Origin of the sequence: Hyphomicrobium sp. (assembly GCF_041659645.1) — a bacterium.
Classification (GTDB): Bacteria; Pseudomonadota; Alphaproteobacteria; order Rhizobiales; family Hyphomicrobiaceae; genus Hyphomicrobium_B.
On sequence record NZ_JBAZXX010000001.1, the window covers coordinates 695614 to 711293 of the forward strand.

General features: G+C 56.2%; 14 protein-coding genes. 9 read left to right on the forward strand and 5 right to left on the reverse strand.

Annotated features, from left to right (window positions below; translation table 11 throughout):
* Window positions 1–158 precede the first annotated feature (158 nt).
* The 5 genes from WC811_RS03175 to crtD form a co-directional block, all read right to left on the reverse strand.
* On the reverse strand, window positions 159–1058 hold the full coding sequence (locus tag WC811_RS03175; RefSeq protein ID WP_372640895.1) for a response regulator: 900 nt from the start codon (window positions 1056–1058) through the stop codon (window positions 159–161).
* Window positions 1055–3337 (reverse strand): ATP-binding protein, encoded by a 2283-nt coding sequence (locus tag WC811_RS03180; RefSeq protein ID WP_372640897.1) that lies wholly within the window; start codon window positions 3335–3337, stop codon window positions 1055–1057. Before WC811_RS03180 ends, WC811_RS03175 begins: the two co-directional genes overlap by 4 nt.
* Before the next feature lie 143 nt (window positions 3338–3480).
* Window positions 3481–4092, reverse strand: a complete 612-nt coding sequence (locus tag WC811_RS03185; RefSeq protein ID WP_372640899.1) for a biliverdin-producing heme oxygenase — start codon at window positions 4090–4092, stop codon at window positions 3481–3483.
* Window positions 4093–4124: 32 nt separating this feature from the next.
* Complete coding sequence (locus WC811_RS03190; RefSeq protein ID WP_372640901.1) at window positions 4125–4991, reverse strand: hypothetical protein; 867 nt, start codon at window positions 4989–4991, stop codon at window positions 4125–4127.
* 35 nt (window positions 4992–5026) lie between these two features.
* Window positions 5027–6565, reverse strand: a complete 1539-nt coding sequence (crtD, locus tag WC811_RS03195; protein WP_372640903.1) for a 1-hydroxycarotenoid 3,4-desaturase CrtD — start codon at window positions 6563–6565, stop codon at window positions 5027–5029.
* Between the two features lie 95 nt (window positions 6566–6660).
* Here crtD and WC811_RS03200 point away from each other — a divergent pair, with 95 nt between their 5' ends.
* The 9 genes from WC811_RS03200 (at window position 6661) to pufL (ending at window position 15676) form a co-directional block, all read left to right on the forward strand.
* A complete protein-coding gene (locus WC811_RS03200; protein WP_372640905.1) occupies window positions 6661–7527 on the forward strand; it encodes a polyprenyl synthetase family protein in 867 nt (288 codons plus the stop codon).
* A gap of 9 nt (window positions 7528–7536) precedes the next feature.
* The gene (locus WC811_RS03205) at window positions 7537–8694 is read left to right on the forward strand and encodes a methyltransferase (protein ID WP_372640908.1); all 1158 of its coding nucleotides are present in this window, start codon (window positions 7537–7539) and stop codon (window positions 8692–8694) included.
* Window positions 8695–8796: 102 nt separating this feature from the next.
* Window positions 8797–9729: a chlorophyll synthesis pathway protein BchC gene (gene bchC, locus WC811_RS03210; protein ID WP_372640911.1), complete on the forward strand. Its 933-nt coding sequence runs from the start codon at window positions 8797–8799 to the stop codon at window positions 9727–9729.
* 41 nt (window positions 9730–9770) lie between these two features.
* On the forward strand, window positions 9771–10742 hold the full coding sequence (locus tag WC811_RS03215) for a chlorophyllide a reductase iron protein subunit X (RefSeq protein ID WP_372640913.1): 972 nt from the start codon (window positions 9771–9773) through the stop codon (window positions 10740–10742).
* 150 nt (window positions 10743–10892) lie between these two features.
* Complete coding sequence (gene bchY, locus WC811_RS03220) at window positions 10893–12392, forward strand: chlorophyllide a reductase subunit Y (protein WP_372641744.1); 1500 nt, start codon at window positions 10893–10895, stop codon at window positions 12390–12392.
* A complete protein-coding gene (gene bchZ / locus WC811_RS03225) occupies window positions 12392–13843 on the forward strand; it encodes a chlorophyllide a reductase subunit Z (RefSeq protein WP_372640915.1) in 1452 nt (483 codons plus the stop codon). The genes bchY and bchZ overlap by 1 nt, the downstream gene beginning before the upstream one ends.
* Before the next feature lie 399 nt (window positions 13844–14242).
* Window positions 14243–14506, forward strand: a complete 264-nt coding sequence (pufB, locus tag WC811_RS03230) for a light-harvesting antenna LH1, beta subunit (protein WP_372640917.1) — start codon at window positions 14243–14245, stop codon at window positions 14504–14506.
* Window positions 14507–14517: 11 nt separating this feature from the next.
* Window positions 14518–14712: a light-harvesting antenna LH1, alpha subunit gene (gene pufA / locus WC811_RS03235; RefSeq protein ID WP_372640919.1), complete on the forward strand. Its 195-nt coding sequence runs from the start codon at window positions 14518–14520 to the stop codon at window positions 14710–14712.
* Window positions 14713–14833: 121 nt separating this feature from the next.
* Entirely contained in the window at window positions 14834–15676 is an 843-nt protein-coding gene (pufL, locus tag WC811_RS03240) for a photosynthetic reaction center subunit L (RefSeq protein WP_372640921.1), read from the forward strand.
* The last annotated feature ends 4 nt before the right edge of the window (window positions 15677–15680 follow it).

A 15680-nucleotide genomic window follows, 5' to 3' on the forward strand; every position in this document is an offset into this window, starting at 1 on the left:
ATTGGTGACACTTTGACGTGTCAATGCAGTGGATCATTTTTCCGCATCTACCGCAAGTCGCGGGATGAATTTTGGCGCCTTCTCCAGAACACGCAGTCGCGCGCGCGACTATTCATTCACCCGGCATGCCTTAGAGAACGAGGAGGCACAGCGTGATCTTAGTGCAGTCGGGTTTTATCCGCGTTGGGGCCGAGTTCCACCAGCATGAGCTGTAGGCGAGATAAACCTTCGGAAAACTCGTGAAAGCTGCAAATTTCCGCCTTCCACAAATCTCCGATCAAGCGCGCAGCGGGGCCGATAAGCACATGAAACAGGTTCTCTAGAGTTGCGCCCTGGAGACGTCGGGTCTCAATGTACGATGCTGCTACGCGGGCATCCCGCGCGAGAACCAAATGCACGAGTTCGGCAACCTCATCTCCGGATTCGACGGTTCCTGCAGGCAGGTTGTGAATTGCCGATATTGAACTTACGCAACCGTGCGCAATCAATAATCTTGGAATGATTTCGCATTCTATTGTTCGGGTCAGCTGCGACCTCCGCATGTCGCGCTCGAATTTCTTTCGCATCGACGCAGTTGGTTCGCATTTTTTGAGGTTGGCCGAGGGTGTTACTGCTTGTTCACGCTCCGCAGAATTCTGACGATGGTCTGCCAGCCATTTTTCAGCCAGGTTACCCACATCCGCTTCCCAGGATTCCAGGTCGAGCGGCTTGACCAAATATCCGTCTGCACCCGCAAGGTAACAGGCGTCTATGTCTCGAGGATGCGATGAAGTCGATAAAACTAGAACCGGTATTCGCCGGTTGGGATCGCGGGCTCGTAACGCTTTGAGCAACTGGAGGCCGTCAACGCCGGGAAGGTTGAGATCGAGGAGGACTAAAGATGCTTTCAGCCCCTCAAATTCGGCCTTGCTGCCGATGAGGATCTGCATGGCCGTGCTGCCGTTATCCCACCGTTGGACTGGGTTTTTAACGCCCGCAGAGCGAAGGGCAAACTCCAACGTCATGAAATCCGTGTCATTGTCTTCGATCGACAATATTGTGCCAAGTTGCGGGGTCATGCGGAGCCCTCCGGCGCAAGTGTAAAATAAAATGTCGAACCCTTGCCGAGTGATGATTCGACCCAAATTCTTCCCGCGTGTCTCTCGACGGCCCGCCGTGCGATCGTCAGTCCGGCGCCCACGCCGCCGCCGAATTCATCTTTGCCATGGATACGCCGGAAAATCTCGAAGATGCGCTCCCGCGAGTCCTCGGAAATGCCGATGCCATTGTCGCGCACATAATAACGACGAGGCGACGTATCCTCGACTCCGATTTCCACCCATCGTTGTGCTTTATCGTTGTATTTTTTTGCGTTGATAATGAGATTTAAGAAGATCTCCCGGGTCCGAACGCGATCACATTTTGCTATTCCTAACGGGCCCGATCGGCGGATGCGGACATCGTTGTGACCCGCCGTATGACGACAGTCGACGAGCGCCTCGTCAAGCAATTCATCCATGTCGACCATCTCAAGATTCAATTCGAGACGGCCGGTTCGGGAATACTGCAATAAAGATTCGATGAGGTCGTCCATTCTCCGCGTGAGTTTTAATATCGTTTCAAGTTGCTGTCTGCCTTCCGTATTCAGCTTTCCTTCTAGAGCGCGTTTGAGAAAGCTTGCCAAAAGATGCACGCCGCGCAGTGGTTCTTTTAAATCGTGCGATGCAACATAAGCGAAGCTGTCGAGTTCAACATTCGCTTTTTCCAATTCGGAATTCATTCGCTCGATCTGCTGGGCCCTGCTCAAAATGACCTCCGAAATTGCTTGTCGCAGGTTGCCGGCAATCGCCTCCTCGTCCTTTCGCCATGGCTCCGACCTCCCGGTCACGCTCTCCTTCCAAAGGGCGAATGAGCTGCGAGGCTGCAATCGAAGCTCGCCGGCGGCCTCGCTGATCTTGACGGGCTTCTTGGGATCGCCCGCCCACTTAGCAACTTCGATGTGCTCTGGTCTGAACCACACAAGAAAATCAGAGCTCTGATGAGATATTCTAGCGGCTAACGCGCCGCTCGCTACGGTCTTAAAAGTGGAAGCGGGAGGATAGATCTCGGAGAGGCGGTCGGTGGCCAAGATCGGTTGACTTTGGGAGGCGAGCCATTTCGCGAGCGCCTGGATCGCTTTCTTGGGGGGCGTGACTCCGATGGTGGAGATCTTTCCTTGTGCTACGACCGCAGCCCCCGTTGCTGGAATTTGGGATAACAAGTTTGGCGATTGATCAGATGCACCCAGCGATTCATGTAAGGCCGGCTGACGGCTCAACCTTTCAACAAGTTGGTCAGTGATGGCGGTCATGCGCAGCCGTTCGTTAAATCCATCGGCATCTTCTTTCGCACCCATCAAGAGAGACAGCATGTGCGACAGGAATTCAGCCGCCATGCGGGCTTCATATTGGACCTGCATCGGACCGCTGTGATGCATGGCGGAGATCAATCCCCACAGTTTCCCCTCCTTCATCAGGGGCATGACCATAGTCGACTTAACGCCCATGTTTTTCAGGTAGCCGGAATACATAACGGAAACGCTACGCAAGATTGCGTAACTCATATCAACGGGCTTGTGCGTTGCGGGATGGAACTCGGGATAAAGCCGAACGGGGACATAGTCGACGTCGGGCAAATGTCGTAACCAGCTCAAGCCAAACATACGCCTAGCCGGCGCGGGAATGTCGGTTGAGGGATAGCGGAGCCCAAGATACGGCTCAAGATTTTCGCGTTTTGCCTCCGCTACGACCTGTCCGCTGCCGTCCTCAGCAAATTTATATGCCATGACGCGCTCGTAGCCTGTGAAGGTCTGAATGCGCTTGACGGCCAAGTCGAGGAACGCTTGAAGCCCTTTCGTATTCTCCAGTTCCGCCACGGTCTCCCGCACATCCGAATACAGATGCGCGGTCATCACGTCGTGTTGTGATGCAACAAGTTCGAGTTCCAGAATTAGTGCGCCGCCGCAACGATGAGCAAAAATGTTCACGCCCCGCGCGGACCCGGCAAACGATTCCCTAACCACGTGGACGGGACCGTTTTCAAGGGACACGCGCCGCAAGCGATCGAGCATCTGCGGGGCGCTGTGTCCGAAAACTTTTTCTATGGATTTGCCGAGCAAGAATTCAGCAGTGTGTCCAACAAAATCCGCGGAGTTCTCGCTGGCTTGGCGAATGATGTATTCCGGCTCATCGACGATAAGCATCGCACCGTGCGGCTGGATCGCGCCTGGAAATTGAACCAACTCGCGATCGCAGTTCGAGAGGTCGACGTTTTTAGCGGTGATAATCGCCTTCGTTTTGGGGTGATCGGCTGCATTCATAGCCGAATCCTAAGTTCTGCGCCGCAGATAGTGCGGTAGCGCGCAGCAATGTGCGGCCCAAATAGGCGCACGGCCATCTCCTCCACGTCTTCCCTCTTAGCGGGGCTAAACTATCGTCTCTGGATGCAAATATTTTGTCAAGTCTACGTGACGACGGAAGTGGTTCTTTCTTCGCGACACTCGGGTAGCCAGCGCCGAAAAAACAAGAACGTCGACTGAGCAGATTCAACCACTTTGTCCGCTTCGGCAGAGGCCGGATCTATGGAATTGATGGAGTTTAGGAAAGTGCGCCAGAGCGGCTTGCCGTTTTCGCCATAGCCCCAAAAAAAAGTTGCGCCATGCGTTTTGGTAAGACCGAGCTTTGCTTCAACCAAGGGTGCCATGGCGCGAGCACCAAGCGCGGATCCTTCTAGGACGTAGATGCAGCCTAATCCGGATTCAATTGTTCGTTTCAGCGGCGCTTCGATACTTTTCCCGCAGTGCAGCGTCGATGGATCGATGCCCAGAGTTCCTAGGTCGCACGCGATGAGTTCAGATCGTCGACGATCACCGTAATCGAAGCCGAGCGGCCTAAAATCGATCGCGCTTAGTGCCTCCTCTGCCGCCGCGTACAGTGCCCATAAGCGTGCCAGATAAGCGGCGTAGCGCTGAAGGGATGATATTTGATCGTCGATCTTGACGACGCTTTCCAAATCTTCGTGGAGGGCTCTCGTCTCTTGCCGGAGCCGGGAATGCAAGGTTATCACGTCGGTCATCGTGGCCCCGCCATGGTTGAAAAAATCTTGCGTTATTTAGTGCCGCCTTCTGACGGTCTCGGTTTTTTCGAATGACGCCACCTGGGCATTCGAAATGGTAGCATCGATCGTATTACAGGATTGGCAAAGCGATCGAGGCATAGGCTTTCGTGCACCATGGTCGTTCGGGAGCCAAACAGTGTCGTTTCGATGAGCGAGCGGGCGTAGAACGGCGTGTCTTCGAACGTTTTCAAAATTCGTGGCTGGGTATCGTCATCGCTATTTATTTTTCGCTTTATATGCCAACGCGTGTTCGGCAGTTTCGCTTCGCCTCGCGGAGGCAAGGTGTGCATACGGCCCGACATATCGTAAAGTCTTGCAAGAGAAATCCGGTCCCCCTCTCGCGTTTCAACATTGTACAAGATAACTGAGCCTTGTTTGGTCTGACCACGGGCCCAATTCCATTGTTTGAAGGCAGCTTCGAGGGGTTGCTGACCGAAGTTGCAGTCCAGATATCCATCGCCCGTCCAGGTCTTCCGTGGATCGTCAAAATCGACTTCAACGCGCGCCGACGGCGCGATCGGCAGCCACCAATGAAGGCCCGCGGGATGGAGCGCGGTCGGAATAGCGTTCATCCCCGATGGGAACACGCGCACCCTGCCCTTGATGCGTGTGGGCAGCGGCACGCACACCTCATCGATCATGAACGTAATGCTTTTGGCGTCACACGAAACCGAACTCGGACCGATGGTCAACCGTATCGGCGTGCGCTGGATGTCGTGGCGAGGGCGTTCGGTCATAGCCCAATGTTTGCTGCGCGGCCCATACAAGGCAACATTGATCGCGCAGTGATTGAGCGGTTCGGCGGGATTGTGCCGACGCGCAAATGCGTAATACGGTGAAAAAACATTTCCGAGCATAGCTATTATAGTGATGGCTTGCTGACCATCGCTACTCAGCGCGTCGAGATACCACCAGGCATAGCCATTCCGTGGAATCGCGGAGTCGAATGGATATCCGAGAGGAGTTGCGTCGCGGCCAGTCTGCCCGAAATCGCGGCCATCGGAACTCCCGGCCCCGGATGTACGCTCCCTCCTGCGAGGTAAAGACCTTCGAGGCGTGTCTTCGCGGTCGGGCGAGCGAAAGATGCCGCCCAACCGTGCGAGGCCCGGCCGTAAAGCGCGCCCCCCGTACCCGGAAAAAGTTTCGCGAAATCGCGCGGCGTCGTCGCGGCCATCGTGTTCGGATCGACTTCTATCGAAAGACCGCACCGCTGCAAGAGGCCGAACGCGCGTTTTGCGCATGAGACTATCTCCGGTTTATCGAACGCGTGGATGTCGCCGGTAGGAGGAGCGTTGATCAATATAAAGATCCGCTCTTCTTCGATACCGCTCGCCGAATTTTCGTGGCGATCCTCGGCGCAGACGTACACCGTGGGTTTGGAAGGTATCTGCTTTCGGGAGAAAAGATCCTCGAACTCCGACCGGTAATCGTCCGAGAAAAAGACGTTGTGGCGTGCGAGCGGAAATCCGCGTGTCTTGGCGACCAATGCCCAAGTGACCGCAGATAACGAGGCGGGGCCGCTAGAGGTATTGATGGCTTTGGCCGCGTCGGCTCCCAGCAATCCGGCAGATAATGCGTTGGTGTCGGAATTGGCGATGATTGCGTCACATTCGATCCGCTCGCCCGATGTCAGGGTCACGCCGCAAGTCTTGCCGCCTCGGGCGTTTATTTCCCTTACTTCGGATTCGTAGCGGAAAGTCGCTCCTCGCATACGGGCCAGTTTTTCCAACGCCTTCGCTAAGCGGTGTATGCCCCCATCGATAATCCAGACGCCTTCGCGTTCGACGTGAGAGATAAGCATGAGCGTGGCGGGAGCATCGAACGGAGATGAACCGCAATAAGTTGCGTAACGAGCGAAAAGCTGGCGCAAGCGGGCGTCTTTGAAATAATCACCAAGGGTCTTCCAGAGCGTCGCGAATGGGGAAATGCGCCAAAGGTCCGCCAATCCGCTCAATCCTGCTCCCGCAGTGAGCGACAGCGGCGTTGGCTTCGCGGCAAGAATGTAAGATGTTTTCAGCGTGTCATAGGTCGCCTGCGCGCGTTTGCAGAACGCGACATAGGCTCGAGCCTCAATTGCGCCTGCGAATGCGCCGATTGCGTCCGACGATTGCGCGATATCGGCAAAAAGATCCAGCCGCTCGGTTTCGCTCCAAGTGTGCCGTGCCAACACGGACACCGGATCGAGCGTGATGAAGCTTTCGAGCGAGGTACCAGCCTCGGCGAAAATTTCATCGAATACCCACCGCATCGTGAATACGGTCGGTCCAACGTCGAGTTGTCGTCCATCTACGGTGAGTGTGCGCATCTTGCCGCCGGGTTCGGCGGCGCGCTCCAAAACCGTGACCTCGCAGCCGCCGATCGCCAATTCAACAGCTGCAACCAGGCCGCCGATTCCGGCTCCGATCACGACCACACGTTTTGCCTTAGACATGCAATCCAACATTCGCGTTGCATTCGTGAATGACTGATGTAAACTGAAATGGACACTTATTAAAGGTAAAAATATCTTACAATGGGATGTGGATCATGAGCGCGGAACCACGCATTGAGCTTTCTCTCAAGGCCACACTTCAATTTGCTTGTGAAGCTCCCTGTCCACCAAAACTGCGCTCGGCCGTGCATCACGCAGTGTTTCCAGGGGGCGCGCGCGTCCGTCCCCGATTATGTCTGGCGGTTGCGGTTGCGTGCGGTGACGATGAGCCAGAGTTGGCAAACGGCGCAGCGGCGGCGATAGAGCTTTTGCATTGTGCCTCTTTGGTCCACGATGATCTACCGTGTTTTGACGATGCCGATGAGAGGCGCGGAAAGCCCTCGGTCCACAAGGCGTTTGGTGCGCCCCTTGCAGTTCTTGCGGGCGATGCTCTGATCGTGGCAGCTTTTCAAACTCTTGGGCTGTGCATGCCGATTTCGACGCAGCGTGCAGCGAACATCCTTTCGACCGTGGCAGCAGCGGTCGGCGGCCCTTGCGGTATCGTTGCCGGACAGGCGTGGGAGTGCGAAGAGGAAATTCTCATTTCGGAATACCATAGGGCCAAGACGGGATCGCTGTTTTCGGCCGCGACGATCGCCGGCGCAGAGTCCGCGGGTCACGAGTCCGAGCCTTGGCGCCGTCTGGGGGATCTCCTAGGAGAGGCATATCAGATAGCGGACGATATTTGCGATGTTGTTGCCGACCCCAAGGAACGGGGAAAGCCGGGTAAGCGCGACCTTGCCTTAGGACGTCCGAATGCAGCAACCGAACTGGGTGTGCAGGGCGCAGTTCGGCGCCTTCGCAGCTTGCTCGCAGACGCGTCGGAATCCGTGCCTGCTTGTCCGGGCAGTGATGCTCTACGGGTCCACATCGCGCGGTCGGCGCTCCCTTACCTTCCGAAAGAGTTGCTCGTCGCCGCTTAGTGAGGCGCTATGGTGAGTTTCGGTCGTGTGGTCGCTCCCCTGCGGGAACATTTTTCGGCCCTGGCGCTAGGTGATCGTTGGTTTGCTTGGCGAGACCGGATCTACGCCGATCCTGGGTTTCAACGCGGCGCGGCTTCATTCTGGCCGACTCGCTTTATTGCTCGTCGCAGAGCGCGCGATCTTTTCGATATTTGCGCCGGGTTCGTCTATTCCCAGGTGCTCGCCGCATGTGTCGAGCTTGGCATATTCGATCTTCTGCTCGAAAAACCGCTCGATTTGCAATCGCTCGCGCGACATGGCGCTCTTTCGACGGAAGCAACTACCCGTCTCGTGGAAGCGGCAGTGTCCCTGCGTCTCCTCGAGAAGCGATCGAACGGCAAATATGGTCTCGGGCCGCTTGGGGCTTCTGTCGCGCAGAACCCCGGCTTGGCGCGAATGATAGCGCATCATCGTCATCTCTATGCCGATTTGATTGATCCGGTTTCCTTGTTGCGACGTTCGGGGCAGTCGACGGAGCTGGGAAAGTATTGGCCCTATGCCGCCGCCGCTCGACCGAGTGATCTCAGTTCCGAGGACGTCGCCTCTTACAGTGCCCTGATGACGGCCTCGCAACCTATCGTCGCCGATGAGGTGTTGGACGCCTATCCGCTCAATAGTTTCCGTTGTCTGCTGGATGTCGGCGGCGGCGAGGGCGCATTTCTTGCCGAGGTATCGAGGCGCTTTCCGAAACTTGAATTGATGCTTTTCGATCTTCCCGCGGTTGCCGAACGCGCGCGAGCAGAACTTTCGACTCGTGGTCTTTCTCGTTGCTGTCAAATCTTCGGGGGCGACTTCTTTTCCGATGCCCTTCCTAAGGGTGCCGATGTTATTTCGCTCATCAGGATTGCACTAGATCACGACGATAAAAAAGTTCTCACGCTGTTGCGAGCGGCGCGAGCGGCGCTCAGTGAGGGTGGCGTGGTCCTTATCGCCGAGCCTCTACCGTGCGTGGGGCATGCGCCAATAGCGTCGGCATATTTTGGATTTTACTTGATGGCGATGGGTCGTGGTCGCGTGCGTTCGCGCGAAAAATTTACCGCGATACTGACGCAAGCCGGTTTTAAAGACGTGCATTTTCATCAGGGTCGTCGCCTTTTGCAGACGGGCGTCATCACAGCGTCCGCGTAAAAGTGTAAATATATATTGACACTCTATAGTGTCGTATTAGGATGACGAATAAGAGATCAGCATCGCGCCTCTCGTCGCTGCTGCAGCAGTGGGTCATCAGATATGGACGCCCTCGCCGTCGTTTTGAAAAAGCCCGAGCACCTTGAGCTCAGCCGTCTTGCGCTTGCTGCTGCCGGAGACGACGATGTGGTTGTGGACATCGATTGGAGCGGCGTCAGCACCGGAACGGAACGTCTTCTCTGGTCAGGGCGCATGCCGCAGTTCCCGGGCCTCGGCTATCCACTTGTGCCGGGGTATGAATCGGTTGGCCGAGTGTTCTCCGCGGGACGTAACTCCGGGCAGACTGTTGGCGATCGAGTGTTCGTCCCGGGCGCTCAATGCTACGGCGACGTTCGGGGTCTATTCGGCGGTGCGGCGTCGCGCGTTGTCGTCCCAGGCCGTCGGGCGATACCAATCGATGAAGCGCTGGGCGAGCGCGGTGTTCTCATCGCTCTCGCAGCGACCGCGTATCACGCTATCGTCGAGGGTTCCGTCGCTCCTGATTTGATCGTCGGCCATGGCGTTCTTGGTCGCTTGCTGGCACGTATTGCGATCGCGCTCGGGAATGCGCCTCCGGTCGTGTGGGAACTTAACGAGCAGAGAAGATTGGGCGCCAGTGGATACGAGGTCGTTGCTCCGACCGACGCCCACAAGGGGTTTCGCTCGATCTACGACGTCAGTGGGGATTCGAAGCTGCTCGATACGCTGATCGGGCGCTTGGCACCTCGGGGCGAGGTTGTCCTCGCGGGCTTTTATTCTGAACCTCTATCATTCGCTTTTCCGCCTGCCTTTATGAAAGAGGCTCGCATTCGTGTCGCTGCTGAATGGCAGCCCGACGATATCGCGGGTGTGAAGCGGCTGATTGAGACCGGGCGTCTTAGCTTGGATGGCCTGATTACGCATCGCATGGCCGCCGAAGATGCCGGTGCTGCGTATCGCACTGCCTTCAACGACCCGACTTGTTTGAAAATGATTTTGGATTGGAGAGCGTCATGAGTGGATGCGGGGGCGCTGTTTCACATTCGTCCGGACCAAAAATGCAAGATTTCTTGCGTGCCGAGGCGGCAATAGAGCCGGATCCGGTCGTTACGACGGCGCCGACCAAAGAAACGCAAATCATCGCCATTTACGGCAAGGGCGGCATCGGCAAAAGTTTCACGCTTGCTAACCTTTCGTACATGATGGCGCAGCAGGGTAAGCGCACGCTGCTTATCGGTTGCGATCCCAAGAGCGATACAACATCGCTTCTGTTTGGCGGTCGCGCCTGTCCGACGATCATCGAAACGTCGTCAAAAAAGAAGTTAGCCGGTGAAGACGTCAAGATCGGCGATGTCTGCTTCAAGCGCGATGGCGTATTCGCCATGGAACTCGGCGGCCCCGAAGTCGGCAGAGGGTGCGGCGGACGTGGCATCATTCACGGCTTCGAACTTCTAGAAAAACTTGGCTTCCACGAATGGGGCTTCGATTACGTCCTTCTTGATTTTCTCGGCGACGTTGTTTGCGGCGGCTTCGGTCTGCCGATCGCTCGTGACATGTGCCAGAAGGTGATCGTTGTCGGTTCAAATGATTTGCAGTCTCTGTATGTCGCGAACAATGTGTGCTCGGCCGTTGAATATTTCCGCAAGCTTGGTGGGAACGTCGGCGTTGCGGGAATGGTGATCAACAAGGACGACGGTACCGGAGAGGCGAGCGCCTTTTGCAAAGAGGCCGGTATTCCAATACTGGCTGCAATTCCCGCGCACGACGACATACGCAAAAAAAGCGCGAACTACGAGATCGTGGGGCTGCCCGGAGGCCGGTGGGCACCACTTTTCGAAGAACTGTCGCTTAATGTCTCCGAAGCTCCGCCGTTGAGGCCGAAGCCGCTGACGCAGGACCAGTTGCTCGGTCTTTTCTCAAGCGAACACACGGGCCGCGACGTCGTTCTTCAACCCGCATCACTCGAAGACATGTGTGGTGGAACGGTTGTCGATAAGCCGTCCCTTGAAGTCATTTACGAGACCGTCTGATTTCATTCTGAAAAGAATTGGCCGATGGCAGTGTCTGAGCAAGAAGTTTTTTCAGAGCTAGCGACTGCAGAAGTCGTCTACGACGAGCTGGCGCCAGTGCCTTCGTCGGATGGCGGTCAAGCGGCGGCTGCAAGCGGCGTGGCCTCGGAGATGAAAGGCGCCGCCATCAAAATGGATGGTTTGGGTTGCCACGCCGGCAAAGACCAATTGCGCCAAGCGGCTGAGGCTGCCGGCAAGACTGAATTGCTCGCACGCTATGCTGCGGATTATCCGAAAGGTCCGCACGATCAGCCCCAGAGTATGTGCCCGGCCTTCGGATCGCTGCGCGTAGGTTTGCGGATGCGCAGAACAGCAACAATACTGTCCGGATCAGCCTGCTGTGTCTACGGATTGACGTTTACATCGCATTTTTACGGAGCGCGCCGAACGGTTGGGTACGTTCCGTTCAACTCCGAAACTTTGGTGACGGGTAAGCTCTTCGAGGACATTCGAGAAGCTGTCTACAAACTCGCAGACCCCGAAAAGCAAGACGCCATTGTCATCATCAATCTTTGCGTTCCTACGGCTTCCGGCATTCCACTTCAGCTCCTGCCGAAACAGATCGACGGTGTCCGCATTATCGGCATCGATGTGCCTGGTTTCGGCGTGCCGACGCACGCGGAAGCAAAGGATGTTCTCGCGGGTGCGATGCTGAAGTACGCGCGCACCGAAGCGGAACTCGGCCCGGTCAAAGCTCCCCGTGCCGGCCGCAGCGGCAAGCCGACGATTGCATTGCTCGGCGAAATGTTTCCGGCGGACCCAATTGGGATTGGTATGTTGCTCGAGCCGCTCGGCTTGGCCGCAGGTCCCGTCGTGCCGACGCGTGAATGGCGAGAACTCTATGCTGCACTCGATTGCGCGGCAGTCGCGGCTGTTCATCCGTTTTACACCGCAACCATTCGCGAATTCGAGACAGCCGGACGTCCGATTATCGGTTCTGCGCCGGTCGGTCTGGACGGAACTGCGGCTTGGATCGATTCGATCGGAAAGATCTGCAATGTGCCGTTCGATAAAGTCGATGCAGCAAAAGCCCGAGTTTTGCCTCTAATTTCTGCCGCGCTCGAGAAAATGCCGATCAAGGGCCGCCTAACGGTTTCGGGTTACGAAGGTTCTGAGCTCCTCGTCGCCCGTCTGCTCGTTGAGAGTGGCGCCGATGTTCGCTACGTCGGCACGGCTTGCCCTCGCACCGTCTGGTCGGAACCCGATTGCGAATGGCTGTCGTCCAAGGGAATAACGGTGACCTATCGGGCGTCGCTTGAGCAGGATCTCGCCGCACTACGGGAGTTCAACCCGGACCTCGCGATTGGCACCACGCCGGTCGTTCAAAAAGCAAAAGAGATGGCGATTCCGGCACTCTATTTTACGAACCTCATTTCGGCGCGCCCGCTCATGGGGCCGGCTGGCGCTGGCTCTCTCGCGCAAGTCGTCAATGCCGCGCTCGCCAACAAAACGCGTTTCGATGTGATGAAAAACTTCTTCGAAGGAGTCGGACACGGGCCTTCGGCCGGCATCTGGGAAGATGTGCCCAAGGATAATGTGAAATTTCGCGAAGACTACAAACGCCGTCTGGATAAGGACGCCAAAAAAAATAAAGCAGAGGAGATGATCTGATGCTCGTCTCAGACCATGATCGCGCGGGCGGCTATTGGGGTTCAGTCTACGCTTTTGCCGCGATAAAGGGGCTTCAAGTCATCATCGACGGACCGGTAGGTTGTGAGAATCTACCTGTTACCTCCGTCCTCCACTATACGGACGCTCTTCCGCCGCACGAGTTGCCAATTGTCGTGACGGGATTGTCGGAAGATGAGCTCGGCCAGCATGGCACCGAGCAGGCCATGAAGCGCGCGCATAAGACGCTCGATCCCTCGCTTCCAGCGGTCGTCGTCACCGGTTCGATCGCCGAAATGATCGGCGGTGGCGTGACGCCTGAAGGAACCAATATCAAGCGCTTCCTGCCCCGCACAATCGACGAAGATCAATGGCAGAGCGCAAACCGCGCCATCAATTGGCTGTGGACCGAATTTGGACGCAAAAAAGTTCCTGCGCTGAGGGCGAGACCGGCAGGGCAAAAGCCGAAGGTCAATATTGTCGGGCCCATGTACGGCACATTCAATATGCCGAGCGATCTCGCTGAAATTCGGCGGCTGATTGAAGGAATAGGCGCGGAAGTCAACATGGTCTTCCCACTCGGCTCGCATCTTGCGGACGTACCGAAGCTCGCTGACGCCGAAGTTAATGTCTGCATGTATCGCGAGTTTGGGCGTTTGCTCTGCGAGACGCTTGAACGTCCATTTCTACAGGCGCCTGTGGGACTGCATTCGACCACGAAATTCCTTCGCGCGCTCGGAGATCTGCTCAAAATCGATCCAGAGCCTTTCATCGAACGCGAGAAGCATACGACTATAAAGCCGCTCTGGGATCTATGGCGGTCAGTGACCCAGGATTTCTTTGGCACCGCAAATTTTGCGATCGTGGCTAATGAAACTTACGCGCGCGGCGTTCGCAATTTTCTTGAAGTCGAGATGGGGCTTCCGTGTGCGTTCTCTTTCGCCCGGCGTCATGGCGTTAAGCCGGATAATGATGCTGTGAGAAAAGCTGTTCAAGAGAAGACGCCTCTCGTTCTTTTTGGGAGCTACAACGAGCGCATGTATCTCGCCGAGGTCGGCGCGCGATCCATCTATATCCCGGCTTCCTTTCCCGGTGCCGTCATTCGGCGCCATACCGGAACGCCATTCATGGGCTACTCCGGCGCGACTTATCTCGTCCAAGAAGTCTGCAATGCTCTGTTTGACGCGCTTTTCAACATCCTTCCGCTTGGAACTGAACTCGACAAGGTGGAAGCGACACCGGCTGCTTTGCACGCGGAGCTTCCGTGGGATGACGACGCACACGATGAGCTCGAGATCATACTTGAATCTCATCCAGTCCTAATCCGGATTTCCGCAGCGAAGCGGCTCCGCGATACGGCTGAGCGTGAAGCCCGGCGTGCTGGCGAGGCGCGCGTTACTGCTTCACGCGTTTCGAAATCGAGCACATCGATCGAGAGCGGAAGAGCGGCATGAGGCAGCTATCTGGCGAATTTTCACGGCGAATAGATGCATAGGGCAGGGAGGTCGCGATGGCGATAGACATAACTGGCCACGAACGGCATGCACATTCCGATCGAAGGCCATCAATTGAATATCACCTCATCTTTGCGGCGAGCTTTGTTGTTTTTCTCGCGGCGGCAATGCTCGAGCGACTTATGCCGTGGAACTGGCTCAATACAATTAGAGATCGCCGCCGGCCCTCCGTGTTTACCCGCGCGTGGGATGCAGCGAAAACTTGCTCGGCCTACTCCTTCATGGGTTAGGGCGAATGGTTCGCTCGGCGCTTGCTGAGCGGGGGCCGCGGTCTAGGCCGCGACCATCTCTGCCGCCGAACAGGCGGTGAAGTCTGAAACTCGCATGAGGAGAAAGAACATGGCGATAGACGACAGGCGAGGCGGATCTTTATCCGGCTTGACTGAACAGGAAGCGAAGGAATTTCACAGTATATTTATGACCAGCTTCATCCTGTTCACAGTCATTGCGATAGTGGCTCACATTCTGGTTTGGATGTGGCGACCTTGGTTGCCAGGTCCCAACGGTTATGCGTCGCTAGATGGCGTCACTGATGCCGTCAACTATGCCACAGCGGGCGGAATAACCGACGCGGTGAGCTTCGTGAAATCATTGGTGGCATAGGAGAAGGTGACATGTGGCGACTTTGGCTTCTATTCGATCCGCGTCGTACGCTGATCGCGTTATTCACCTTTCTGTTTGCGCTCGCTCTGATCATTCACTTCATATTGCTCAGCACGGATCGTTTCAACTGGCTCGAGGGCGCTCACAAGGGCGTAGCGCCGAAAGCGGAAATTCAACAGTCAGTTCCGAACCGCGCACCAGCCTGAACTTCAGGCTGATGTGTGTGCAGACGATAGAAGGGACGCGGCTCGGATATAGGCGCCGAGCCCGTTCACGTCCGATATGCCATGAGCGCGCGAAAGACGTGCGCATCCGGAGGACCGAGCGATGGCCATGTTGAGTTTCGAGAGAAAATATCGCGTTCGCGGCGGCACGATCATAGGTGGTGACCTGTTCGATTTCTGGGTCGGCCCCTTCTACGTCGGCTTTTTCGGCGTCACGACAATTTTATTCGTGATCGTTGGCGTTGCGATGATCCTCTATGGCGTCTCGCAAGGGCCGACCTGGAGCTTGTTCCAACTGAGCATCAATCCACCGGATGTGAAATACGGTTTGGCATTTGCACCGCTGAAGGAAGGTGGGATTTGGCAGATTGTAACCGTGTGTGCCTTGGGATCGTTCATTTCATGGGCTATGCGAGAGGTTGAAATCTGCCGCAAGCTTGGAATTGGTTATCATGTGCCTTTTGCCTTCGGCTTTGCAATTCTTGCTTACACCACGCTTGTCGTCATACGCCCGGTATTGATGGGTTCATGGTCTTACGGGTTCCCTTACGGAATCATGAGCCATCTCGATTGGGTATCCAACACGGGCTATAGCTACGGAAATTTCCACTACAATCCCGCGCACATGATTGCGGTGTCGTTCTTCTTCACGACGTGTCTGGCCCTTGCGCTCCACGGCGGCGTGATCCTCTCCGCGGTCAATCCGGGGCGACATGAGCTCGAGAACGAGCCAGTCAAGACTCCTGACCACGAGAACACTTTCTTTCGCGACACAATTGGCTATTCGATCGGCACCGTCGGCATTCATCGGCTCGGGCTATTTTTGGCTTTGTCCGCCGTCTTATTCAGCGCGATCTGCATCATCATCAGCGGGCCGCTATGGGCGGAAGGCAACGCTTGGGCTGACTGGTGGGATTGGTGGCTGAAGCTTCCGATCTGGGCATGAGACG

Bases quoted from the DNA above. Each gene is read 5' to 3' on its own strand.
- WC811_RS03175 (WP_372640895.1), bottom strand. From the start codon at position 1,058: ATGACCCCGCAACTTGGCACAATATTGTCGATCGAAGACAATGACACG.
- WC811_RS03180 (WP_372640897.1), bottom strand. From the start codon at position 3,337: ATGAATGCAGCCGATCACCCCAAAACGAAGGCGATTATCACCGCTAAA.
- WC811_RS03185 (WP_372640899.1), bottom strand. From the start codon at position 4,092: ATGACCGACGTGATAACCTTGCATTCCCGGCTCCGGCAAGAGACGAGA.
- WC811_RS03190 (WP_372640901.1), bottom strand. From the start codon at position 4,991: ATGCTCGGAAATGTTTTTTCACCGTATTACGCATTTGCGCGTCGGCAC.
- crtD (WP_372640903.1), bottom strand. From the start codon at position 6,565: ATGTCTAAGGCAAAACGTGTGGTCGTGATCGGAGCCGGAATCGGCGGC.
- WC811_RS03200 (WP_372640905.1), top strand. From the start codon at position 6,661: ATGAGCGCGGAACCACGCATTGAGCTTTCTCTCAAGGCCACACTTCAA.
- WC811_RS03205 (WP_372640908.1), top strand. From the start codon at position 7,537: ATGGTGAGTTTCGGTCGTGTGGTCGCTCCCCTGCGGGAACATTTTTCG.
- bchC (WP_372640911.1), top strand. From the start codon at position 8,797: ATGGACGCCCTCGCCGTCGTTTTGAAAAAGCCCGAGCACCTTGAGCTC.
- WC811_RS03215 (WP_372640913.1), top strand. From the start codon at position 9,771: ATGCAAGATTTCTTGCGTGCCGAGGCGGCAATAGAGCCGGATCCGGTC.
- bchY (WP_372641744.1), top strand. From the start codon at position 10,893: ATGAAAGGCGCCGCCATCAAAATGGATGGTTTGGGTTGCCACGCCGGC.
- bchZ (WP_372640915.1), top strand. From the start codon at position 12,392: ATGCTCGTCTCAGACCATGATCGCGCGGGCGGCTATTGGGGTTCAGTC.
- pufB (WP_372640917.1), top strand. From the start codon at position 14,243: ATGGCGATAGACGACAGGCGAGGCGGATCTTTATCCGGCTTGACTGAA.
- pufA (WP_372640919.1), top strand. From the start codon at position 14,518: ATGTGGCGACTTTGGCTTCTATTCGATCCGCGTCGTACGCTGATCGCG.
- pufL (WP_372640921.1), top strand. From the start codon at position 14,834: ATGGCCATGTTGAGTTTCGAGAGAAAATATCGCGTTCGCGGCGGCACG.